Source organism: Streptomyces sp. NBC_00358 (assembly GCF_036099295.1).
Classification (GTDB): Bacteria; Actinomycetota; Actinomycetes; order Streptomycetales; family Streptomycetaceae; genus Streptomyces.
In genome coordinates, this window is sequence record NZ_CP107976.1 from 3,748,734 (window position 1) to 3,771,877 (window position 23,144).

Annotated in this window: 22 protein-coding genes; 11 read left to right on the forward strand and 11 right to left on the reverse strand. The window is 72.6% G+C overall.

Translation table 11 applies throughout. From position 1 onward, the window contains the following. Positions 1-159: 159 nt before the first annotated feature. On the reverse strand, positions 160-504 hold the full coding sequence (locus tag OHT01_RS15590) for a hypothetical protein (protein ID WP_328553766.1): 345 nt from the start codon (positions 502-504) through the stop codon (positions 160-162). 110 nt (positions 505-614) lie between these two features. Here OHT01_RS15590 and OHT01_RS15595 point away from each other — a divergent pair, with 110 nt between their 5' ends. Both OHT01_RS15595 and OHT01_RS15600 read left to right on the forward strand, forming a co-directional pair. Beyond that, positions 615-950, forward strand: a complete 336-nt coding sequence (locus tag OHT01_RS15595) for a hypothetical protein (RefSeq protein ID WP_328553767.1) — start codon at positions 615-617, stop codon at positions 948-950. A gap of 38 nt (positions 951-988) precedes the next feature. Then, complete coding sequence (locus tag OHT01_RS15600) at positions 989-1,741, forward strand: DUF2625 family protein (RefSeq protein ID WP_328553768.1); 753 nt, start codon at positions 989-991, stop codon at positions 1,739-1,741. Between the two features lie 231 nt (positions 1,742-1,972). On the opposite strand, the gene OHT01_RS15605 is transcribed toward OHT01_RS15600, so the two are convergent. The 5 genes from OHT01_RS15605 to OHT01_RS15625 form a co-directional block, all read right to left on the reverse strand. Continuing rightward, positions 1,973-3,778: a DEAD/DEAH box helicase gene (locus OHT01_RS15605; RefSeq protein WP_328553769.1), complete on the reverse strand. Its 1,806-nt coding sequence runs from the start codon at positions 3,776-3,778 to the stop codon at positions 1,973-1,975. A gap of 135 nt (positions 3,779-3,913) precedes the next feature. Then, positions 3,914-4,117 carry a cold-shock protein gene (locus OHT01_RS15610; protein ID WP_261702157.1) on the reverse strand — a complete coding sequence of 68 codons (204 nt, stop codon included), beginning with the start codon at positions 4,115-4,117 and terminating at the stop codon, positions 3,914-3,916. A gap of 233 nt (positions 4,118-4,350) precedes the next feature. Further along, a complete protein-coding gene (gene hutH / locus OHT01_RS15615) occupies positions 4,351-5,889 on the reverse strand; it encodes a histidine ammonia-lyase (protein ID WP_328558131.1) in 1,539 nt (512 codons plus the stop codon). Between the two features lie 167 nt (positions 5,890-6,056). After that, positions 6,057-7,211, reverse strand: coding sequence for a GGDEF domain-containing protein (locus OHT01_RS15620; protein WP_328553770.1), 1,155 nt, complete (start codon positions 7,209-7,211; stop codon positions 6,057-6,059). Positions 7,212-7,432: 221 nt separating this feature from the next. After that, positions 7,433-8,296, reverse strand: coding sequence for an enoyl-CoA hydratase/isomerase family protein (locus OHT01_RS15625; RefSeq protein WP_328553771.1), 864 nt, complete (start codon positions 8,294-8,296; stop codon positions 7,433-7,435). Between the two features lie 1,538 nt (positions 8,297-9,834). On the opposite strand from OHT01_RS15625, the gene OHT01_RS15630 reads away from it, so the two are divergent. Then, positions 9,835-10,362: a hypothetical protein gene (locus OHT01_RS15630; RefSeq protein WP_328553772.1), complete on the forward strand. Its 528-nt coding sequence runs from the start codon at positions 9,835-9,837 to the stop codon at positions 10,360-10,362. Then, positions 10,359-10,550 carry a hypothetical protein gene (locus tag OHT01_RS15635; protein WP_328553773.1) on the forward strand — a complete coding sequence of 64 codons (192 nt, stop codon included), beginning with the start codon at positions 10,359-10,361 and terminating at the stop codon, positions 10,548-10,550. Before OHT01_RS15630 ends, OHT01_RS15635 begins: the two co-directional genes overlap by 4 nt. Positions 10,551-10,554: 4 nt before the next feature. Here OHT01_RS15635 and OHT01_RS15640 read toward each other — a convergent pair whose 3' ends face one another. Further along, entirely contained in the window at positions 10,555-11,637 is a 1,083-nt protein-coding gene (locus OHT01_RS15640; RefSeq protein WP_328558132.1) for an adenylate/guanylate cyclase domain-containing protein, read from the reverse strand. Between the two features lie 536 nt (positions 11,638-12,173). Next, a complete protein-coding gene (locus OHT01_RS15645; protein WP_328553774.1) occupies positions 12,174-13,046 on the reverse strand; it encodes a biotin--[acetyl-CoA-carboxylase] ligase in 873 nt (290 codons plus the stop codon). Positions 13,047-13,180: 134 nt separating this feature from the next. Between OHT01_RS15645 and OHT01_RS15650 the strand changes: the two genes are divergently transcribed. The 4 genes from OHT01_RS15650 to OHT01_RS15665 all read left to right on the forward strand — a co-directional run bounded on the left by OHT01_RS15650 (position 13,181) and on the right by OHT01_RS15665 (position 16,128). After that, entirely contained in the window at positions 13,181-14,773 is a 1,593-nt protein-coding gene (locus tag OHT01_RS15650; RefSeq protein WP_328553775.1) for an acyl-CoA carboxylase subunit beta, read from the forward strand. Between the two features lie 31 nt (positions 14,774-14,804). Further along, positions 14,805-15,014, forward strand: a complete 210-nt coding sequence (locus OHT01_RS15655; protein WP_328553776.1) for an acyl-CoA carboxylase epsilon subunit — start codon at positions 14,805-14,807, stop codon at positions 15,012-15,014. 274 nt (positions 15,015-15,288) lie between these two features. Further along, a complete protein-coding gene (gene mmpB, locus OHT01_RS15660) occupies positions 15,289-15,417 on the forward strand; it encodes a morphogenic membrane protein MmpB (protein WP_328553777.1) in 129 nt (42 codons plus the stop codon). A 90-nt stretch (positions 15,418-15,507) separates the two neighbouring features. Continuing rightward, positions 15,508-16,128: a Maf family protein gene (locus OHT01_RS15665; RefSeq protein ID WP_328553778.1), complete on the forward strand. Its 621-nt coding sequence runs from the start codon at positions 15,508-15,510 to the stop codon at positions 16,126-16,128. A 187-nt stretch (positions 16,129-16,315) separates the two neighbouring features. Here the strand turns inward: OHT01_RS15665 and OHT01_RS15670 are convergent, their stop codons facing one another. Continuing rightward, positions 16,316-16,930: a hypothetical protein gene (locus tag OHT01_RS15670; protein WP_328553779.1), complete on the reverse strand. Its 615-nt coding sequence runs from the start codon at positions 16,928-16,930 to the stop codon at positions 16,316-16,318. Between the two features lie 355 nt (positions 16,931-17,285). Between OHT01_RS15670 and OHT01_RS15675 the strand changes: the two genes are divergently transcribed. Further along, on the forward strand, positions 17,286-19,058 hold the full coding sequence (locus OHT01_RS15675; RefSeq protein ID WP_328553780.1) for an acetyl/propionyl/methylcrotonyl-CoA carboxylase subunit alpha: 1,773 nt from the start codon (positions 17,286-17,288) through the stop codon (positions 19,056-19,058). A 342-nt stretch (positions 19,059-19,400) separates the two neighbouring features. Next, the gene (locus OHT01_RS15680; protein WP_328553781.1) at positions 19,401-19,946 is read left to right on the forward strand and encodes a TetR/AcrR family transcriptional regulator; all 546 of its coding nucleotides are present in this window, start codon (positions 19,401-19,403) and stop codon (positions 19,944-19,946) included. A 48-nt stretch (positions 19,947-19,994) separates the two neighbouring features. Here the strand turns inward: OHT01_RS15680 and OHT01_RS15685 are convergent, their stop codons facing one another. Both OHT01_RS15685 and OHT01_RS15690 read right to left on the reverse strand, forming a co-directional pair. Further along, the gene (locus OHT01_RS15685; protein WP_443043401.1) at positions 19,995-20,927 is read right to left on the reverse strand and encodes a DeoR/GlpR family DNA-binding transcription regulator; all 933 of its coding nucleotides are present in this window, start codon (positions 20,925-20,927) and stop codon (positions 19,995-19,997) included. Positions 20,928-21,130: 203 nt separating this feature from the next. Next, positions 21,131-22,579, reverse strand: coding sequence for an NAD(P)H-quinone dehydrogenase (locus OHT01_RS15690; RefSeq protein ID WP_328553783.1), 1,449 nt, complete (start codon positions 22,577-22,579; stop codon positions 21,131-21,133). 107 nt (positions 22,580-22,686) lie between these two features. Here OHT01_RS15690 and OHT01_RS15695 point away from each other — a divergent pair, with 107 nt between their 5' ends. Continuing rightward, positions 22,687-23,124, forward strand: a complete 438-nt coding sequence (locus OHT01_RS15695) for a gamma-glutamylcyclotransferase (RefSeq protein ID WP_328553784.1) — start codon at positions 22,687-22,689, stop codon at positions 23,122-23,124. The last annotated feature ends 20 nt before the right edge of the window (positions 23,125-23,144 follow it).

A 23,144-nucleotide genomic window follows, 5' to 3' on the forward strand; every position in this document is an offset into this window, starting at 1 on the left:
CCGCAACCGGTTCGCCCCGTTCCACTTCACGCGGAAGTGTGGCCCACACCACGCCGGGACACGCGGACGGACGGGTCGTGAAGGTGACCGGTGCGTCATCGGAGACGAGAAACCCCGGACGGCGGTTGCCGACCGGGGCCGCACTCGCCCCGAATCGCGTCAGCCGCGCACGTCTTCCTCGTCGTCCTCGCCAGCATCATCCTCGTCGAGGTCCCATTCCGGCGAATCGGGATCGTAGTCAACGGGCTCGCTGCTCCAGGACGCCTGGGCGAGTTCGATCCCCGGCACCTCGCTGACCAGGTCGAACGGGTCGACGAGATAGGCGAGAGCCTCGGCCGTGTCTTCCGTCACCGCGCCCTCTGCGTGCGCCCGTTCCTCGGCCGGCATGTCCGCGTCGTCGCCGATCCGGCGCAGTGCCGCCTTGGTCACGGCGTCGGCGTCGTCGATCTCCAGCACGAGTTCGACGCGAAGCCGGACAAACTGTGATGTCTCAGGGGTAGTCATGGGAGGGAGCGTACGGCCCCTGGGATGCGCGACTTTCCCACGACCCGCGCCTTTCATTAGCATCGCCCCACACGGCCAATTCGCCAGCGTCACAAGGGGATCGATATTTCGTGTCCGCCGCACGTCGATCGTTGCTGACCGCCACCGCAGCGGGGACCCTCCTGGGTGCCCTGTGGTTCGTCCCGTCCGCCAACGCGACCCAGGACGTACCCACTCCGAGCGGGACGGCGCCGACGTCCGCACCGACCGTCACCGCCCCGACACCTGTCTCCACGCAGTCGCCGGACACCGGTCCGCGCACGTTGTCCGGCGACGCGGGGACCCGGCTCGCCGACACCGGCGCCGTGGACACGACGCCGTATCTCGTCGGCGGCACGCTCTTCCTCGGCCTCGGTGCCGGATTCGTGACCTATTCCGTGCGCCGTGAGCGCATGATTGGCTACTGAGCGCATCGACCGCGCTCCGGACAACCCCCAGGGAAGCCATGCGAGAGCTGAGTGAGCTGACCGACGTCGAGGAACCGGCCTGGCCCCTGCTGTCCAAGGCGCTCGCCGCCAGCGGGGTGTCCATGGAGGTCCTTCCGGCGGACTCCGGACTGGGCCTCGCGAGCCTGCTCCAACTGCAGGTCACCGCACGGTCCTGGCTGGGCGGGATGGTGCTCGAATGCGGTGGCGTGGTGCTGGACAGCGGATGGCTGCGGATCTACGGCAGTCCGGCCGAGGACCTGCCGACGGCTCTCCCGGGCGGTTCGACGGACCTTCCCTCGCTGGCCGAGGTCAACGGGTTCCCCGAGCGGTTCGATCCGGACTGGCGCCCCCGGGACGGCGGACTCGTCGTCGGCCACGACGTGCTGGGCGGGGTGTTCGTGCTCAACGGCGCCGACCCCGAGTCGGTGGGGCGCCCCGGACATCCCGGCGAGGTCGTGTACTTCGCGCCGGACTCACTGAAGTGGGAGGCGCTCGAAGTGGGGCACGGGGCATGGCTCCAGTGGCTCCTCAGCGAGGGCACGGACCACTTCTACGACACGCTGCGGTGGCCCGGCTGGCGGGCGGAGTCCGGCGCGCTGACGGGTACGCAGGGGCTGTCGGTGGTGCCGTTCCTGTGGTCGGCCGAGGCCCGGCGCGACCTCATGTCGACGAGCCGCCGTGCGGTGCCGCTCGACCAAATCCTCACACTGCACCGGGATTTCGCCCTCAAACTGGACGGCGTGGACCCGGGATTCCTGGGCGACGTCTGAACTCCCGCCCGCGGACGCCTGAACTCCCGTCCCGCGAGGCCCGGTTCGTGAGTACCCCGGTCGCCCGCCGGGAACCGGGCATGCCGCTGAGCAGTGAGTGACCGCTCGCGGCCCGGGGCCAGGCGGGCCGCAGAGCAGTGAGTGCCCGGTCGCGGCCGGGCTGGACATGCCGCGGCCCCGTGCCCCTGAGGGGACACGGGGCCGCGGCGAAGCCGAACGGATCCGGTCAGGTCAGGCGGCCCTGCGGCCGCCACCGCTCTGGCCGCCGTTCTGTCCGCCGTTCTGTCCGCCGCGCTGCGGAGCACGCCCGCGTCCACCGGAGCGACCCGCGCCCGCGCCGCCACCGGCTTCACCGCGACGACCGGCGCCGCCACCGGCGTCCGTACGACGGCTCGTGCCACCGCCGGACTCCGTACGACGGCCGGCGCTGCCGCCCGCTTCCGTACGACGGCCCTCGGAGGCTCCGCCGGCGCCCGTGCCGCGGCGCCCGGTGGCACCGCCGCCGGTCGCGCCGCCCGTGCCCGGACGTCCGCCGCGCTGCCGGCCGCCCTGGCCGTCCGACCCGGCGCCCGAGCGCGTGCCCGTGCCGCCGCCCGCGACCGAAGGCCGCCTGGCGCCGCCCCCGGTGGGAGCACGGCGCGCCTTGGGCCGCTGCTTCGGCTGCTCGGCCTGCTGCGGGACCTCGATGACGACCGGGACCCCGGAGGGCTCGCGGGCGCCGGTGAGACGGGCGAGTTCCTCGTCGCTGGACTTGACCCGGGCGGTGCGCGGCGTGATGCCGGCGTCCGCCATCAGGCGCGTCATCTCACGCTTCTGCTCGGGGAGCACGAGGGTGACGACGCTGCCGGACTCTCCGGCGCGGGCGGTGCGGCCGCCGCGGTGGAGGTAGTCCTTGTGGTCGGTCGGCGGGTCGACGTTGACCACGAGGTCGAGGTCGTCGATGTGGATGCCGCGGGCCGCCACGTTGGTGGCGACGAGCGCGGTGACCTGACCGTTCTTGAACTGGTCGAGGGTGCGGTTGCGCTGCGGCTGGCTGCGCCCGCCGTGCAGGGCGGAGGCCCGGACACCGCTGGCGAGCAGCCGCTTGGTGAAGCGGTCGGCGCCGCGCTTGGTGTCGACGAAGAGGATCACCCGGCCGTCACGGGCGGCGATCCGCGTGGCGACGGCCTTCTTGTCGGTCTCGTCGGCGACGTGCAGCACGTGGTGCTCCATGGTCGTCACCGCGCCCGCGGACGGGTCGACGGAGTGCACCACGGGGTCGGTGAGGAACATCTTGACGAGTTTGTCGATGTTCTTGTCGAGCGTGGCCGAGAAGAGCAGCCGCTGGCCGCCCGGCTCGACCTGCTTGAGCAGCGCGGTGACCTGCGGCATGAAGCCCATGTCGGCCATCTGGTCGGCCTCGTCCAGCACGGTGATCGCGACCTGGCCGAGGGCGCAGTCGCCCCGCTCGATGAGGTCCTTGAGCCGTCCGGGAGTCGCCACGAGCACCTCGACGCCGCGGCGCAGCGAACCGGACTGCCGGCCGATCGACATCCCGCCGACGGCCGTGGCCACGCGCAGGTTGACGGCGGTGGCGTACGGCGTGATCGCGTCGTCGACCTGCTGGGCGAGTTCACGCGTGGGGACGAGGACCAGGGCGAGCGGGTGCCGCGGCTCGGCACGGCGGCCGGCGGTGCGGGCGAGGAGCGCGAGCCCGAAGGCGAGCGTCTTGCCGGAGCCGGTGCGTCCGCGGCCGAGCACATCGCGCCCGGCGAGGGAGTTGGGCAGCGTGGCGCCCTGGATCGGGAAGGGATCGGTGACACCCTGGGCCGCGAGGGTCTTCGTCAGCGCGGCCGGCATGTCCAGCGCGTCGAAGGACTCGACGGCGGGCAGCGCGGGCGTGACGGTCTCGGGCAGGGAGAACTCCTGCGGCGGCGTGACCTTGCGGGTGGCGCCACCTCGGCCGGCACCCCGGCCTGCGCTCTTCGCGGAGCCGCCGGTCTGTGCGGCGCGTGCGTTTGCCGGCCGCTTACGGACGGGACGTTCGGATCGAGTCATGCTGGATCTGGATTTCCTTCCTGGGCCCCACGGACTGCACACACAGCGCTCACCGACTGCATGAGCTGTCACAGCGCTGAGCCGGGACCCGCACCCGAAGGGGCGGGACCCGGCTCTGGAAAAGCGCGCCTCGAACTAGGCGGGGAGGATGTTCTCCGCCTGCAGGCCCTTCTGGCCCTGCGTGACCTCGAAGGAGACCTTCTGGCCCTCGACGAGCTCACGGAAGCCGGAGCTGGCGATGTTCGAGTAGTGGGCGAAGACGTCGGGGCCGCCGCCGTCCTGCTCGATGAAGCCGAAGCCCTTTTCCGAGTTGAACCACTTCACGGTGCCAGTAGCCATGTTGTTCTCCTGAACAGGTAGTGGGCCCCCATCCGGAGATGCACCGGGTAATGCCGGAGATGCCGGTAAAACAAAACGCGCCTGCGGAGGATTCCGATCAGGCGCACAAAGTAAATGGGTACCAAAAACGTATCAATGAGACAGTAGCACACGCTGAGGCGACGGTGCGAGGCGAGCCACGTGGGCCGGGACACACCCGGCCCACGTACGACGGAACGCCATCGGCGCAGGTGCTAGGCGAGCGGACCGGTCACCGGCTCCACCGCTGCCACCACGCCGCCCGCGCGCACGAACGCGTCCGCCGCGGCCAGGTCGGGGGCGAGGAAGCGGTCGGGGCCGGGGCCCTGAACGCCGGCCGCGCGGACGGCCCCGATGACCGCCTGCGACGCGGGGGCGGGGGTCAGACCCTCGCGCAGCTCGATCGCGCGCGTGGCCGCGTACAGCTCGATCGCCACGATGCGGGTCAGGTTGTCCACGGCGGTGCGCAGCTTGCGCGCGGCCGACCAGCCCATGGAGACGTGGTCCTCCTGCATGGCGGAGGAGGGGATGGAGTCCGCGGACGCCGGTACGGCCAGCCGCTTCATCTCGCTGACCAGTGCGGCCTGCGTGTACTGGGCGATCATCAGACCCGAGTCGACGCCGGCGTCGTCCGCGAGGAACGGCGGCAGGCCGTGCGAGCGGTTCTTGTCGAGCAGCCGGTCGGTACGGCGCTCGGCGATCGAGCCGAGGTCGGCGGCGGCGATGGCGAGGAAGTCGAGGACGTAGGCGACCGGGGCGCCGTGGAAGTTGCCGTTCGACTCGACGCGGCCGTCGGGCAGCACGACCGGGTTGTCGACGGCGGAGGCCAGCTCGCGCTCGGCGACCGTACGGGCGTGCGCGAGGGTGTCCCGGCCCGCGCCGGCGACCTGCGGGGCGCAGCGCACGGAGTAGGCGTCCTGGACGCGCGGGGCACCGTCCTGGTGGTGTCCGGTGAGCTCCGAACCCTTCAGTACGGCCAGCATGTTGGCGGCGCTGGCACCCTGGCCGGGGTGCGGGCGGATGGCGTGCAGCTCGGGGGCGAGGACCTTGTCCGTGCCGAGCAGCGCTTCGAGGGAGAGCGCGGCGGTGACGTCGGCCGACTTGTAGAGCGTCTCCAGGTCGGCGAGGGCCATGACCAGCATGCCGAGCATGCCGTCGGTGCCGTTGAGGAGGGCGAGGCCCTCCTTCTCGCGCAGCTCGACGGGGGCGATGCCGTGGGCGGCGAGGAGTTCACCGGCCGGCCGGACGACACCGTCGGGGCCCTCGGCGTCGCCCTCGCCCATCAGGGTCAGGGCGCAGTGGGACAGCGGCGCCAGGTCGCCGGAGCAGCCGAGCGAGCCGTACTCGTGGACGACCGGGGTGATGCCCGCGTTCAGGATGTCCGCCATGGTCTGCGCGACCTCGGGCCGTACGCCGGTGTGGCCGGAGCAGACGGTCTTGAGCCGCAGGAACATCAGCGCGCGGACGACCTCGCGCTCGACGTGCGGGCCCATCCCGGCGGCGTGCGAGCGGACGATGTTGCGCTGCAGTTGGGCGCGCAGTTCCGGACTGATGTGCCGGCTCGCCAGGGCGCCGAAGCCGGTGGAGACGCCGTAGACGGGCTCCGGCTTCGCGGCCAGCGCGTCCACGATCTCGCGGGCGGCGGCGAGGGCCGCCACCGCCTCGGCGGAGAGCTCGATCCGGGCGCCTTCGCGCGCCACGGCGAGAACGTCGGACGCGGTCACTCCGGACGTCCCCACCACCACAGTGTGCATATCCATATTCAGGAGCGTACGCAGTGAATTCGATGATGTCACTAGCGGGTGGCCGGTTGACCCCTTACCCCGGCGTACGTCACAGCGGACGCGGGTTTCGCCGCACGCGCGGGGCCGGTCGTGCCGTCATCACGTACCGGGCCGGGCCGGTGACTCCTTCGCCTTCGTCACGTAGGGGGCCGGTCGTGCCGCCCGCGGAACCTGCGGCGCTCGCCCGCCGTGGGTGCGGGCGCGTCCGCGAGGCGGACGACGGGATCGTCGGGGCCCTCGCGCCCGGCGACCACGGGCTTCGCGGCCCGGACGGCCTTCGCGCGGTACTGGGCCGCGTCCGCCAGCCGGAACAGCCGGCGCGCCGACCGTACGGGTCCGATCGGGTCCTCGGTCGAGGCGACCCCGCACGCCACCCCCTCTCCGAACTCCAACTCGGCGGCGCGGCAGCAGAGTTCGTCGGCGATACGGACCACCTCGTCCGCCGTCGGGCCCACCGCCAGCAGACAGAACTCGTCGCCGCCGAGCCGCGCGGCGAGGGTGCCCGGGAGCATCGCCCCGCACAGCGAGAGCACCGATCCGAACCGTTCGAGGAGCCGGTCGCCGACGGCGTGCCCCCGGGTGTCGTTGACGCGCTTGAGCCCGTTGAGGTCGCAGACGACGAGGCTGACCACCGCCCCGTTCTCCTTGTGCCGCTCGATCGCCTCGTCGAGACGTACGTCCACGGCGCGGCGGTTGGCGAGTCCGGTCAGGGCGTCGGTGTAGGCGAGGCGCCGGGCCTCCTCCAAGCGCTCGGTCTGGGCGATCCCGGCGGCGACGACGGAGGCGAGGACGGTCGCGAAGTCGGCGTCGGCCCGGTCGAAGACGGGGACACCGGCCGGACGGGCCACATAGAGCTCGCCCCAGGCCCGGCCGTGCAGCACGATCGGCGCGACGACGCAGCAGCCCCGCCCGCGTCTGCGCAGTGCGGCGACGCGCTGGTGGCAGTACCCGGCGGGTCCGGCCGCCGGGCCGTCGGCGGTCTCGACCCAGGCGTTGGGCTCGCCGCCACCCGCCCACCGTTCGTGCAGGAACTCGGTGATCTCCGGGAACTGGTGGACCGGATAGGCCTCACCGTCCGGGAACTCGTCCTCGTCCGGAGCACGGTCGCCCACGTTGGCGAGCACCCGCAGCCGGCCGAGCTCGCGCTCCCACACGGAGAGCGCGGCGAAACTCCCGGCCAGCGCGTGACACGCGCCGAGCGCCGCGGCCCGCCACGACTCCCGCGGGGTGTGCGCCGCCGCCATCCCCTGCGCCAGCGTCACCACGGCCCTCAGCCGACTGTCCTCGCCCATCACCCCAGGCTAGGGATATTTGCGCACATTTGAGACATTGGCAGGGCGAACAGGGGTCCGGGCCGCGAGGGCCGGACCGGGGTACCGGAGCGGACCGGGATGCCGGAACGGCCGGGGGTACCGGACCCACCTGGGGGTATCGGAACGGGCCTCGGCGGCGAAGCGCGCCTCCGGGGCGGCGTCGGCCTCGGGAGCGGGCCGAGGGCGATGCGTCGTGGGGGCTACTCCCCCGGCCACTCCGGCTTGCGCTTCTCGTTGAACGCGGCGACTCCCTCGGCGCGGTCCCCGGAGAAGGCGACGGACCGCCAGGCCGCGTCCTCGACATCCAGGCCGGCACGCAGGTCGAGTCCATGGCCGAGGCGCAGGGCGCGCTTGGCGGCACGCAGTCCGACCGGGGAGTTCGCGGCGATGCGGGCGGCGAGCGCGAGCGCCTCCGTCCGGTCCCGCCCCGCCTCCACCAGCTCGTCCACCAGCCCCAACTCCCGCGCCTCGGGCGCCTCCAGACGGCGCGCCGAGAAGATGAGCTCGGCCGCGCGCGCGGCACCGACCCGGCGGGGCAGCAACTGGGTTCCGCCGCCTCCGGGAATGACACCGACGGACACCTCGGGCAGTCCGACGACCGCCGTACGGTCGGCCACGATCAGGTCGCAGGACAGCGCCAGTTCGAACCCACCGCCCAGCGCGAAGCCGTGAACGGCGGCGACGGTCGGCATCGGCAGTTCCAGGACACCGGTGTACGCGGCCCGGGCGACCGGCCGCTGGCGCATCAGCTCGGCGTCGGTGAAGGAGTTGCGCTCCTTCAGGTCGGCGCCGACGCAGAAGGCCCGCTCGTGCGTGGAGGTGAGCACGACCACGCGTACGTCCCGGTCGGCGGCGAGGGCGTCGCAGGCACCGGCGATCGAACGCGCCATGTCCGTGGACACGGCGTTCATGGCCTTGGGCCGGTCGAGGACGAGCTCGGCCACGTAACCGTGCCGCCGTACGGCGACGAACTCGCCGAACCTCCGCTCGCCGGGCGCCGTCCCCTGTTCCGCCCCCTGCCCGGACCCCTGCTCCGCGGCTCGCTCCGCCCCTTGCTGCGCCATGACACCCTCCCGGTTAACGCGGGTTAACAATCGACGCCCCGATCATCGCAGCCGAGGCCGTCCGGCGAAACCCGCCCCTCGCGCCGCACCGTCGCGTACTTCCTCGTTCGAGTGACATCCCGCCCAACTCTGTTTGCCTGCCCCCATACCGCGCATAACCTGCGCACCGCCGCAGCGCATTCGGGACACCGGCACACCGGGGAGGGACGACCATGACGAACCGCGAAACACCGCAGGCCACCAGTACCCGGCCGGGTCCGCGACCTGTACTCACGCGACCGCCGGCCCAGAGGCTGCCCGAGGCTCCCTCGCCCGCCGGCCCGTCGCGGTCCGGCTCGGCCGCACCGTCGGGCCCGGACGCAACCCGTCCGACGGTGGGCCCTCCGCGGTCCGGCGCCACGCCGGCCGGGACCCCCGCCGCGGCGCCGACGGCAGGCACCGCACCCGTGGACGACCGGTGGATCCGTGTCACCCCGCTCAGCAGGGCGATGTCCGCCCCCGCGCCGTTCGACGCCACGACGAGGAACGCCGTGCCGACACCGGCACCCGCGGCGGCCGACCCCGGCACCGGGAAGGCCGGGACCAGGACGGGGGCCCCGGAGCGGCGGGCCGCGGCGACCGACGGCACCGAGCCCGTCTCCATGGCCGCCGACTCCTTCACCGCCGGGACCATGCCGATGAGGGCCGCGAAGGTCTGGGCCACCACACCCGGGGTGCCGGCATCAGGAACCGCGGGTGGCAGGCGGGCACGCGATGCCGGGTCCGAGGCGGACACCCGGGCACCGGAGACGGGCGCAGCCGCCAGGCGGGCGCACGCGACCCTGACCACGGCGGACACTCGTACCCGCGCAGCCGAGCCCACGACCGGAACCCCGGCACCCGCGACGGACACCGGTGCGGCCACGCAGCCGCGCGGAACCGTGAGCCCGGCAGCCGCGCAGGCACCCGCGACCGGCGCCACCGCGGCCACGCGGACACTCCCGACCGTGACCCCGGCGGCGGGGGTCCAGACGCCCCCCGCCGAAGGCCCGACCCCCGCGCCGACGCGCCGGACCGCAACCACCGCGGCCGCTCACGGACCGGGCACCGGCACCGCGCCAGCCACCCGGGCACCCGCGCCGGGTGCTGCGACGGGCACGCGGGCGCGCCGAACCGTGACCCCGGCAGCCGCTCACGCACCCGCGGCCGGGACCGCCGCGGGCGTTCGTGCGGGCCGGACCGGGACCCCGGCGGGTACGCGGGTGTCCGGCGGTGGGGTCGGGGTGTGGGCGCGGGGAGACGGGGGCGCGGCGGGCGCTCAGGGGGCCGGGAGTGAGGCGAATGTCGCTGGTCGGAGGCGAGGGATCGTTCCGTCCCCGGCGCTGGAGACGGGGACGGGAGCTGGAGCGGCGCCGAAGCCGGGGGCGGTGCAGGGGACGGGGTCGGCCGGTCGGCGCCGGTCCGCCGCCGCGCCCGGTGACAACGAGTCCGCACCCGTCCGGCTCCGTTCCGTCCGGGGGCGGCACCGCAGACCCCGGCCGCGCCGGGTGCTCTTCGCCGTGGGAGGACTCGCGCTCGCCGCGGGCGTGCTGAGCCTGGCCCGGATGACACCGGAGTCGGTGACCGGGGCCGGGGGGAACGCCGAGGCGGAGCCGGTCGCGACGGCCACGGACACCGACGCCGCGGGCGACGCCGCCCCCACCGTCGAGGCCATGCCCTCGCCCACACGGCCCGGGGCCGCACCGGCGAGCGCCGCGATGGGCGGGACCAGCCCGGCGCCCACCTCGGACACGAGCCGGGTCCCGGCATCGTTCCCGACGCCCACCGCCACGATCCCGGCGGCCCGCGGCGAAGCCCCCGTCACCACCGCACCGCGTACGACGGGCATTCCCACGGCTCCCATGACGACCCCACCGCCGCCGCGATCGACACCGACGGCCGTCCCCACCACCACGGCCCCGCGGCACACCGCGTCCGCGACCCCGACGGCCCCGCCACCGGCCCCGCCCCACCAGCCGCCGAACGTGTGCGTCCCGATCGTGGGGATCTGCGTGAACGGACTGCTGTCGCCGGGCCATGAAGGATGACTCCCGCGAGGCGCCCGGCGGCCGTACCGAAGCCGCTGACCGGGCCCACCGGACCGGGCATCACCGGACCGGGCATCACCGGACCGGGCACCGCCGAGCCGGGCGTCGCCGGGCTGAGCGCCGGGCCGGGGGCCTCGCGGCGGGACGCGCCGTGGCCCGGTTCGGTCCTCTCGGCCCGGCCGGTGTGACGTGCTACGTGTCGTCGGCCCGGCGGGCCAGCAGCCACGGTTCGATGACACCGAGTCCACGGACGGGCCGCTGCCACATCGGCTGGAGCGCGAAACGGTACGAGGGGGGTTCCTCGCCCTCCTTCTCCGCCGCCGCCGCGGCCTCGGCGGCTTCCGCCTCGGAGGCGGGGGCGTCGCCGGTGCGGGTCAGCTCCTCCGCGAAGGCGCCGTCGACGAGCACGGCGTCGCGCGGCGCTATCGACGTGAGACGGCTCGCCAGGTTCACGGTCGTACCGAACACATCGCCCATCCGGGTGGTGACCGTGCCGAAGGCGATGCCTACGCGCAGCTCGGGCATCGTCTCGTCGTTCGCCATCGTCTCGATGAGCCGCAGCGCGATCTCGGCGGCGACACCGGCGTCGTCCGCGGAGTAGAGCACCTCGTCGCCCAGGGTCTTGATGAGCCGACCCCCGTGGGCCGCCACCAGGTCCGCCGCGGTGGTCTCGAAGGCCTCGACGAGTTCGCCGAGCTCCTCTTCCTCCATGCGGCGGGTCAGCCGGGTGAAGCCGACCAGGTCGGCGAAGCCCACGGCGAGCCGGCGGTCGACCATCTCGTCGTCGTCAGCGGCCTGCACGACCCGGCCGGTGGCGGCGGCGAGCTGGCGGCGCCAGACGTAGACGAGGAACTCCTCCAGTTCGGGCAGGAGCAGTTCCATCAGGGGGTACGTCACCTCGGTGCGGGTCATCCCCGGTTCCGGGGGCTCGGTCAGGCCCTCCAGGAAGGAATCGATCTGCCACTCGGCCAGACGGGCGGTGGTCTGCCCGGTGGACCGGGCGACCTGGACGGCCATGGCCTCGCTCAGCAGGCCCGCCTCGACGAGACCGGCGAGGCGGCGCAGCGCCAGTACGTCCGCCTCGGTCAGCGCCTTCGCCTGGCCGATGTCCGCGAAGCCCATCGCCCGCCAGAAGCGGGAGGCCAGCTCCATGGAGACGCCCGCGCTGCGGGCGGCCTGGAACGGGGTGTAGCGCCGCTCGGCGCCGAGGATGAGCCCCTCCAGGCGCAGCGCGAGCGGGTCGTCGTCGGAGTCCGGTTCGGCCTGCGGGTCCACCCGGCCGTTCGCCTCGTGCCGCGCGTCGGGCCGGACGTCCGGCCGTGCGCCGGCGGGGCCGCCCGTGCGGTCGTCCCGGTGGTCTTCCCTGCGGATGTCGCTCCCCACGTCCAAGTGGTCGTCCCTGTGGATGCCGGTTCCCGCGTCCGAGCGGTCTTCCGGGCGGTGGTCCAAACGGTCCTCCGGGCGGGTGCCGGTCCCGGCACCGGGACGGGCGTTCTGCCGGGCGTCGCCGTCCGCGGCGGCCCGTGCGGGTGTCGCGTCCGTGACCGGCCCGGCGGTACGGCCCGGCTCGCCGTCGGGGGCGGGGTGCGCGCCCGTACCGGAGCCGGTGTCGTCGACGGTCACTCCTGCTGCCCTTCCGATCTGCCGTGGTCAGGTATCGACCGCGCTCAACTCTACGGCAGGTGTGCGCTGGCTCACTCCCGATGGCGGGACGCCGGCCGGGGACGGCGCCGGGGGCTGCCACCGGCCCCGCCGCGTGCCGTCGCACCGCCTCCGCTCCGTCCCCTCGTACGGCTCACGGACCCGTTCCGTCAGACCGCTCGCAGATGCACCACGTCCCCGGCCCCCACCGGCTCCTGCACGCCGTCCTGCGTCGCGATGACGAGCCGCCCGTCGCCGTCCACGGCCACCGCCTCCCCGACGATCGACCGGCCTCCGGGCAGTTCCGCCCGCACCGTGCGCCCGAGCGTCGCGCACCCGGCCGCGTACGTCTCCTGGAGACCGGACGCGACGGGATCGCCGGCCGCGTCGCGCCAGCGCCCGTACCACTGTTCGAGTGAGCGCAACACGGCCCGCAGCACGGTGTCACGGTCCGTGGACACCGCGCCCGCCAGGGCCAGTGATCCGGCGCCGGGTACGGGCAGCTCGTCGGCACGTAGCGAGACGTTGATGCCGATACCGACCACGACCGCGTCGGTGCCCGCCCGCTCGGCGAGGATGCCGCCGGTCTTGCGTTCCTCGCCGTCCACGGTGACCAGCAGGTCGTTGGGCCATTTGAGTGCCGTGTCGACCCCGGCGGAGCGCGAGAGCGCCGTCGCGACGGCGACCCCGGTGAGCAGCGGCAGCCAGCCCCAGCGTTGGACGGGAACGCCGGTGGGCTTCAGGACGACGGAGAAGAAGAGGCCGGAGCGGGCCGGTGCCGTCCACTGGCGGTCCAGCCGGCCGCGCCCGGCGTTCTGTTCCTCGGCGACGAGGACGGCACCCTCGTCGGCCCCCCGTTCGCTGTTGACGATGCCGACCAGATCGGTGTTGGTCGACCCGGTGCGCTGCACCACCTCGACGTCGCACCAGAGGCTGTCGTCCGGTGCGACCAGTGCCCGTCGCAGGGCGGCCCCGTTCAGGGGCGGACGGTCCAGGTCGGACCACCGATTGTCGTTCGCGTCTGCTGCATCTCGCGGCGTCATGCAACCCAGCCTAGGTGTGGTAAACGCCGCACTGCCGATCGGTAGGCACGCCACTACGCTACGGATGAGTAGCAAGCCCCCCTTCTGAGCACCTCACCCTCATGTCCCCTTAGCAGGCAGGGAGCCGCACCCCGATGTCCGAGCCGGAAGAGCTGCAACACCCCGACATCCACACGACCGCGGGCAAGCTCGCGGATCTGCAGCGCCGTATCCAGGAGGCGACGCACGCCGGCTCGGAGCGCGCCGTCGAAAAGCAGCACGCCAAGGGCAAGCTGACGGCTCGTGAGCGCATCGAGCTGCTGATGGACGAGGGCTCCTTCGTCGAGTTCGACGAGTTCGCGCGGCACCGCTCGACCGACTTCGGCCTGGAGAACAACCGCCCCTACGGCGACGGCGTGGTCACCGGCTACGGCACCGTCGACGGCCGCCCCATCGCCGTGTTCTCCCAGGACTTCACCGTGTTCGGCGGCGCCCTCGGCGAGGTCTTCGGCCAGAAGATCATGAAGGCGATGGACTTCGCGCTCAAGACCGGCTGCCCGGTCATCGGCATCAACGACTCCGGCGGCGCCCGCATCCAGGAAGGCGTCAGCGCGCTCGGCATGTACGGCGAGATCTTCCGCCGCAACACCCACGCCTCCGGCGTCATCCCGCAGATCAGCCTGGTCGTCGGCCCCTGCGCGGGCGGCGCCGTCTACTCCCCGGCCATCACCGACTTCACGGTCATGGTCGACCAGACCTCACACATGTTCATCACCGGCCCCGACGTCATCAAGACCGTCACCGGCGAGGACGTCGGCTTCGAGGAACTGGGCGGCGCCCGCACCCACAACGCCGTCTCCGGCGTCGCCCACCACATGGCCGGCGACGAAAAAGACGCCATCGAGTACGTCAAACAGCTCCTCTCCTACCTGCCGTCCAACAACCTCAGCGAACCCCCGGTGTTCACGGAGGAGGCGGACCTCGCCCTCACCGACGAGGACCGCGAACTGGACACCATCGTGCCGGACAGCGCGAACCAGCCCTACGACATGCACACCGTCATCGAACACGTCCTGGACGACGCCGAGTTCTTCGAGACCCAGGCCCTGTTCGCACCCAACATCCTCACCGGCTTCGGCCGCGTCGAGGGCCACCCGGTCGGCATCGTCGCCAACCAGCCGATGCAGTTCGCCGGCTGCCTCGACATCGACGCCAGCGAGAAGGCCGCCCGCTTCGTCCGCACCTGCGACGCCTTCAACGTGCCCGTCCTGACCTTCGTCGACGTCCCCGGCTTCCTCCCCGGCGTCGACCAGGAACACACCGGCATCATCCGCCGCGGCGCCAAACTCATCTACGCCTACGCCGAGGCCACCGTCCCCCTGATCACCATCATCACCCGCAAGGCCTTCGGCGGCGCCTACGACGTCATGGGCTCCAAACACCTGGGCGCCGACCTCAACCTCGCCTGGCCCACCGCCCAGATCGCCGTCATGGGCGCCCAGGGCGCCGTCAACATCCTGCACCGCCGCACCATCGCCGCCGCCGAGGACCAGGACGCCACCCGCGCCCGCCTCATCCAGGAATACGAGGACACCCTCCTCAACCCCTACACCGCGGCCGAACGCGGCTACATCGACGGCGTCATCATGCCCTCCCAGACCCGCGCCCACGTCGTCCGCGGCCTGCGCCAACTCCGCACCAAACGAGCATCACTGCCCCCGAAGAAGCACGGAAACATCCCGCTCTAGAACCCCGCAGACCCGGATCCTGGGAGCAGACATGACGATCAAGGTCGTACGGGGCAACCCGACCCCGGAGGAACTGGCCGCCGCACTGGCGGTGGTCCGAGCGCGCGCCGCGACGGCGGCATCCGCCCCGTCCGGCGCGTCCGGGCCGCGCGACTCCTGGTCCGACCCCGCCCGTATCGCCGCGCACCGGCTCCCCCGGCCGGGCCCGACGACCTGGGGCCGGAGTTACTGGCCCGGTTAGAAGTTGCTGGGCCCCGCTCTCCCCGCCTGCCGTCGCTCCACCGTTCACCGGGACAACTCCGCTGGTCACAAGGTCGGTTGACACGCGGCGATCTCCTGGAGGACGGCGGACGGCGCTGCCCGGGACGGCCGCGGGCGAGGGGGCGCCATGCCGACGTTCGGGCCGCTCGGTCCGCTGGTGGTCCACGACGGGACACAGGACCGGCCGGTGGGGGGCGCAAGTTGAGTACGCGTACTCAGGCGCCCCGCCGCTCCACCGACGCACGATCGGGAGCATGCTGTGGTCCGACCCGGAGAACGAACCCCCCAAGGATCTCCGCGACATGCAGGACATGTTGCGACGCCTGGGCGTTCTCCTGGCACTGGCCATGGTGGTCGCGATGATCCTGCTGGGTATCCGCTGACCGGCGGCCGGCACCGGCCGAACCCGCCACGCCCGCGGTACGCGTACGGGAGCCGAGGCGCGGGCCGACCGGCGCCGATACCCTGATCTCATGACCGATCAGCCGCGCCGCCGTCTCGTGCTCGCCTCGCAGTCCCCCGCCCGGCTCAACCTGCTGAGGCAGGCAGGACTCACCCCCGAGGTGATCGTCAGCGGGGTGGACGAGGACGCCGTCACCGCACCCACGCCCGCGGAGCTCGCCCTCGCGCTGGCCGAGGCCAAGGCGTCCGTCGTGGCCGCCCGGCCCGAGGTCCAGGGCGCGCTGGTGATCGGCTGCGACTCGGTACTCGACCTGGACGGCGAGGCACTCGGCAAGCCCGCGGACGCCGAGGAGGCCACCGCGCGCTGGAAGGCCATGCGCGGCCGTGCGGGCACCCTGCAGACGGGCCACTGCGTCTGGGACACGACGCAGAAGCGGTGGGAGTCCGCCACCGCCTCGACCGTGGTCCGCTTCGGCGAGCCGACCGACGCGGAGATCGCCGCGTACGTCGCCTCGGGCGAACCCCTCCATGTGGCGGGCGCGTTCACCCTCGACGGCCGTTCGGCTCCCTTCATCGAGGGCATCGACGGCGACCACGGCAACGTCATCGGCATCTCGCTGCCGCTGGTACGCAGACTCCTCGCCGAACTGGGCGTCGGCATCACGGAGTTGTGGACGCCCCGAGAGCCGTGAGCAGCCCTGCGCCAGGCGAACGGGCAGGGGCAGGGCGCCCCGGGGCCACGGGCAGCGGGCAGCGGGCAGCGGGCAGCGGGCAGCGGGCAGCGGGCAGGCAACGCGAAACCCCGGCCGCGCCCGGAGGGCGGCCGGGTGACCGAGGGAACGACCGAGGGACCGGGCGACCAGGTGACCGAGGGAACGGTCAGGAGGCCGCGGGGGCGGGCGGCGTCGTGACCGCGGCCTCCCCTTCGCCGACGCCCTTCGCGTCGGCACCCTTCCCCAGGTCGACACGCCCCGAGGCGACACTGTCCTCCGGGTCGGCGCTCCCCGCGTCGGCACTCCCGGTGTCGGCGATCCCGGCGTCGGCACTCCCCGTACCGTCTCCGTTCCCGCCGTTCGCCGGTGCGGCGTCGACCGGGCCGGTCTCCCGGCGCTCGTACGCCAGGAGGGTGAACACGATCAGCGCGAGGACGACCATCATGAACGTGAAGGCGCCCCAGCCCACCAGACCCACCGTGAACGCGCCGAGCAGCGCGTGCACCACGGCGGCGCTGATCAGCAGGACACGCCCGAGAATGCCCGGGGGACGCTGCCGGAGCGCGACCAGCAGGGCCGCCACGGCGCACGCCGCGAAGTAGAGCCCGAAGACCAGCCCGCCGATCTTCGACGACGTCGACATCAGGTCGGAGTCGAGCCCCGCCACGGACACGTTCTGGCGATCGACGACCACGCCGAGGAACCAGTTGAGGAACGCGACCCCTATCGCCTCCCCACAGAGCACGATCGCCGCCACCCATGTCACCGGTCTGCGCACCACCGGCCCCACCCACTTCCGCGTGCTGTTACCCCAAGTACGTTCGAGACATCCCGAACGCTACTAACGGGTAAACCCCGGGACAAGGGTTCTGCCCAGGGCAAAGAATCATTGGGCCATTCGTAGGGACTCCACAAAGAATCGTTGTGGGCCGCAGCACGGAGTCACAGAGACCTTGGCCACACCAGCGGGCTAGGGTTCAGGGAAGGATTCCGGCGTGCCTTGGCACGACAAGGGATTTCGCGGGTAGGGCGAGCCTCGTATCACGCTCCGTGTGGGCAAGCTCACCACTGGGGACAGGTCGAAACGTCGTGTTGGCTGTCCCTAAACTCGGCTTGTTTTCAAGGAGGGAGCCATCGTGCGCAAGGTGCTCATCGCCAACCGTGGCGAAATCGCTGTCCGCGTGGCCCGGGCGTGCCGGGATGCCGGGATCGCGAGCGTTGCCGTCTATGCGGAACCGGACCGGGACGCATCGCATGTCCGTGCGGCGGACGAGGCGTTCGCGCTGGGCGGTGACACCCCGGCCACCAGTTACCTGGACTTCGCCAAGGTGCTGCAGGCCGCCAAGGACTCGGGCGCGGATGCCGTCCACCCCGGTTACGGCTTTCTTTCGGAGAACGCGGACTTCGCCCAGGCGGTGCTGGACGCGGGACTGATCTGGATCGGCCCGCCGCCGCAGGCGATCCGTGACCTGGGCGACAAGGTCGCCGCCCGGCACATCGCACAGCGCGCCGGCGCCCCGCTCGTCGCGGGCACCCCGGACCCGGTCTCGGGGGCGGAGGAGGTCGTGGCGTTCGCGCGGGAGCACGGGCTGCCGATCGCGATCAAGGCCGCGTTCGGTGGCGGCGGCCGCGGCCTGAAGGTCGCCCGGACCCTCGAAGAGGTCCCCGAGCTGTACGAGTCGGCGGTGCGTGAGGCCGTCGCGGCGTTCGGGCGCGGGGAGTGCTTCGTGGAGCGCTACCTCGACAAGCCCCGCCATGTGGAGACGCAGTGCCTGGCCGACAGCCACGGCAACGTGGTCGTCGTCTCCACCCGGGACTGCTCGCTGCAGCGCCGCCACCAGAAACTGGTCGAGGAGGCCCCCGCCCCCTTCCTGTCCCGGGCGCAGGTGGACGAGCTGTACGCGTCGTCCAAGGCGATCCTGAAGGAGGCCGGCTACGTCGGCGCGGGAACGGTGGAGTTCCTCGTCGGCACGGACGGCACGATCTCCTTCCTGGAGGTCAACACCCGCCTGCAGGTCGAACACCCGGTCACCGAGGAGGTCGCCGGCCTGGACCTGGTGCGCGAGATGTTCCGCATCGCCGACGGTGAGGAACTGGGCTACGGCGATCCCGAACTGCGCGGACACTCCATCGAGTTCCGGATCAACGGCGAGGACCCGGGCCGCGGCTTTCTGCCCGCCCCCGGCACCGTCACCCTGTTCGCACCCCCCACGGGCCCCGGCGTCCGGCTGGACGCGGGCGTCGAGACCGGGTCCGTGATCGGCCCGGCCTGGGACTCCCTGCTCGCCAAACTGATCGTCACCGGCGCCACCCGCGAGCAGGCCCTGCAACGGGCCGCCCGCGCACTGGCGGAGTTCAAGGTGGAGGGCATGGCCACCGCGATCCCCTTCCACCACGCGGTGGTCACCGACCCGGCGTTCGCCCCCGAACTCACCGGCTCCAGCGACCCGTTCACCGTCCACACCCGGTGGATCGAGACCGAGTTCGTCAACGAGATCAAGCCCTTCACCGCCCCGGCCGACACCGACACCGACGACGAGCCCGGCCGCGAGACCGTCGTCGTCGAGGTCGGCGGCAAACGCCTGGAGGTCTCCCTGCCCGTCTCGCTGGGCATGTCGCTGGCCCGCACCGGCCTGGCCGCCGGCGCCAAACCCAAACGCCGCGCCGCGAAGAAGTCCGGCCCGGCCGCCACCGGCGACACCCTCGCCTCCCCGATGCAGGGCACCATCGTCAAGGTCGCCGTCGAGGAGGGCCAGGAGGTCAAGGAGGGCGACCTGATCGTCGTCCTGGAAGCCATGAAGATGGAACAGCCCCTCAACGCCCACCGCTCCGGCACCGTCAAGGGCCTCAGCGCCGAGGTCGGCGCCTCCGTCACCTCCGGCGCCCCCATCTGCGAAATCAAGGACTGAACAGCCCGGATCAAGGACTGTGCAGCACTGAGCGACGCGGCCGGGTGACTCACCCGTCCCGTAGCGTCCGAAGCGCCCTGCGGGCCGCAATCGCGGCCCGCCGGGCGCTTCGCTGTGCCGACGACGGCGCCCGTCCCCGCGTCCGCGCAACCGGCAATGATGCTTCGAGCCTCCCACCGTGCGATCCGCGGGAGTCCGCCCGGGAGCCGCCGGTGGCATCCTGGAGCGCAGCCGGGCGGCGGGAGAGGGCGGGTGGAGGCCATGGTGGGCGCGACCGCGAGGGAGCGGGCCGGGACGTCCGGGCCCGCTCCGGGTCCAGGAGTTCCAGGTGCGCCGCGTGTCATGCGGGCGGACGCCCGGCGCAACTACGGGCGGCTGCTCGCCGAGGCGCGCTCCGCGTTCGCCGAGCACGGCACCGACACGTCGCTGGAGGACGTGGCCCGGCGCGCGGGCGTCGGAATCGGCACGCTGTACCGGCACTTCCCGAATCGGCACGCGCTGATGAGTGCGGTCTTCGAGGAGGCCGTGAAAGATCTGCTGGCCCGCTCGCGCGAGTTGCTCGACGCCCCGCAGCCGTGCACCGCCCTGGTGGAGTGGCTGCGCGAGATCATCACTCACGCGGGTGAGTACCGAGGACTCGCGCGCGCCCTCATGTCGGCGTCACGGGACGACGGTTCCCATCTGGCCCGGTGCAGCGGCCCGATGCGTGAGGCGGGCAGCGCCCTGCTGCTCCGCGCCCAGGAGTCGGGGGCCGTGCGCCCCGACGTCTCCATCGGTGACCTCCTCCAGTTGACCAACGCGATCGCGCTGGCGGCGGAGGAGACCGCGGACGACCCCGCGCTGGCCGACCGTCTGCTGAACCTGACGCTGCGCGGCCTTAAGCCATGAGCCGACCGGGCCGGACAAGGAGCCCGGCCGCCGGCCCTTCGGCACCGCTCAGCGGCGTCGAAGGTCGGCCACCCGCGCCCTTTCGGCCGGGGGCTGGTCCCCCATCACCGTCGCGCTCCGTAGTTGCGGCCCCGAGCCCGGGACCACCTGGCCCCGGCGCGGGCCCGGGAGCGGTACGTCCCGGCGCGGCTGGCGTCCCGCCGGGTGCGGATCTCCTCCCGCACCGCCCGATGCCGATGACCCGGCCACCGCGATCTGGACGCCCTGATCGGCCAGGGCCTGCAGTTCGGTGGCGGCGCGGTCGTCATGGGCGGGCGGCTCGTCCGTGACCAGACGGGTGATCAGGTCGGTCGGCACGGTCTGGAACATGGTGTCCGTCCCGAGCTTGGTGTGGTCGGCGAGGACCACGACCTCGGCGGCCGCCTGGACGAGAGCGCGGTCCACGGACGCCGAGAGCATGTTGGACGTCGAGAGTCCGCGCTCGGCGGTCAGCCCGCTCCCGGAGAGGAACGCCCGGGAGACGCGCAGGCCCTGGAGGGACTGCTCCGCACCCGAGCCGACCAGCGCGTAGTTGGAACCGCGCAGGGTGCCGCCGGTCATCACGACCTCCACACGGTTGGCATGGGCCAACGCCTGGGCCACCAGCAGGGAGTTGGTGACGACGGTCAGGCCGGGCACCCGCGCGAGCCGGCGAGCCAGCTCCTGCGTGGTGGTACCCGCCCCCACCACGATGGCCTCGCCTTCTTCGACGAGACCCGCGGCGAGATCGGCGATGGCCGTCTTCTCGGCGGTCGCGAGATGCGATTTCTGCGGAAAGCCGGACTCCCGCGTAAACCCGCCCGGCAGTACCGCACCGCCGTGCCGGCGGTCGAGGAGTCCTTCTGCCTCCAGTGCGCGCACGTCCCGCCGTACGGTCACTTCGGAGGTCTGGACGACGCGGGCGAGCTCACGGAGCGACACGGCCCCATTCGCTCGCACCATTTCGAGGATCAATTGGCGACGTTCTGCAGCGAACACGAAACTGACAGTAACCCCAACGACCGTCTGCTTTCAGCAGTTTGCGCCGAATAACAGAAGTTGTTCGCATGCCGGGGCGCTAAGTGGTATACGTGCCTACTCGCCCCGCCTGTGCCGTCCGCACGGGCGCCGACTCCCTGTGACCAGCGGAGAGGCGCCCGGCGCCGTCAGCCCTCGCCCGCGGTCTTGCGGGTGTGCAGTTGTCGTGCCACCTCGGCGATCGAGCCGGACAGGGACGGGTACACGGTGAACGCGTTCGCGATCTGCTCGACCGTCAGGTTGTTGTCGACCGCGATCGAGATGGGGTGGATCAGCTCCGAGGCGTGCGGGGATACGACCACGCCGCCGACCACGATGCCGGTGCCGGGGCGGCAGAAGATCTTGACGAAGCCGTCGCGGATGCCCTGCATCTTGGCGCGCGGGTTGCGCAGCAGCGGCAGCTTCACGACCCGGGCTTCGATCTTGCCCGCGTCGACGTCCGCCTGGGAGTAGCCGACGGTGGCGATCTCGGGGTCGGTGAAGACGTTCGAGGAGACCGTCTTCAGGTTCAGCGGGGCCACCGCGTCGCCGAGGAAGTGGTACATGGCGATACGGCCCTGCATGGCCGCGACGGACGCGAGGGCGAAGACGCCGGTCACGTCACCCGCCGCGTACACGCCCGGAGCGGTCGTGCGGGAGACCCTGTCCGTCCAGATGTGCCCGGAGTCGCGGACCCTGACGCCGGCCTCCTCCAGACCCATCCCGCTGCTGTTGGGGATGGCGCCGACGGCCATCAGGCAGTGCGTACCGCTGATGATCCGGCCGTCGGAGAGCGTGACCTCGACGCGGTCGCCGACCCGTTTGGCGGACTCGGCGCGGGAGCGGGCCATGACGTTCATGCCGCGGCGGCGGAAGACGTCCTCCAGGACGGCGGCGGCGTCCGGGTCCTCGCCCGGCAGCACACGGTCGCGGCTGGAGACGAGGGTGACGCGGGAGCCGAGCGCCTGGTAGGCGCCGGCGAACTCGGCGCCGGTGACACCGGAGCCGACCACGATGAGCTCCTCGGGCAGCTCGTCGAGGTCGTAGACCTGGGTCCAGTTCAGGATGCGCTCGCCGTCGGGCTGCGCGTCGGGCAGCTCACGCGGGTGCCCGCCGGTGGCGAGGAGTACGGCGTCGGCGGTGAGGGTCTCCTCGGCGCCGTCCGCGGCGCTGACGACGACCTTGCGGGAGCCGTCCAGGGCCTGCATGCCCTCCAGCCGTCCGCGGCCGCGCAGGACGCGGGCGCCGGCGCGGGTCACCGAGGCCGTGATGTCGTGCGACTGGGCGAGCGCGAGGCGCTTCACCCTGCGGTTGACCTTGCCGAGGTCGACCCCGACCACCCGGGCGGCCTGCTCCAGGGGTGGGGTGTCGTCGGCGACGATGATCCCCAGCTCCTCGTAGGAGGAGTCGAACGTCGTCATCACCTCGGCCGTGGCGATGAGAGTCTTCGACGGCACGCAGTCGGTGAGCACCGACGCCCCGCCCAGACCGTCGCAGTCGACGACGGTCACCTCCGCGCCGAGCTGCGCGGCTACCAGCGCCGCTTCATATCCGCCGGGTCCGCCACCGATGATCACGATCCGAGTCACGTACTCCATTGTCCCGCACGCTTCAAGGTGCTTCCGCCCAGGGGCCCCGAGTTCGCGGCATCCGAGCCACTTTGTTACGCGGGAGGCCCGCGTGTCGCTGCCGTACCCTCGATCCCATGTCGCTCTACGCCGCGTACGCCGGCAATCTCGACCCGCGGCTCATGACGCGCCGCGCCCCGCATTCGCCGCTGCGCGCCACGGGCTGGCTGAACGGCTGGCGGCTGACCTTCGGGGGCGAGCACATGGGCTGGGAAGGCGCGCTCGCCACGATCGTCGAGGCGCCGCGGTCCCAGGTCTTCGTGGCGCTGTACGACATCGCACCGCTGGACGAGGACTCCATGGACCGCTGGGAGGGCGTCGGCCTCGACGTCTACCGTCGGATGCGTGTACGGGTGCACACACTGGAGGGTGAGGAAGCCGCGTGGCTTTATGTACTGAACGGGTACGAGGGGGGACTGCCCTCGGCGCGTTACCTGGGCGAGCTCGCGGACGCGGCCGAGTCGGCGGGCGCTCCGCACGACTACGTCATGGAGCTCCGCAAGCGCCCCTGCTGAGGCCGGTGGCGCTGGACGCG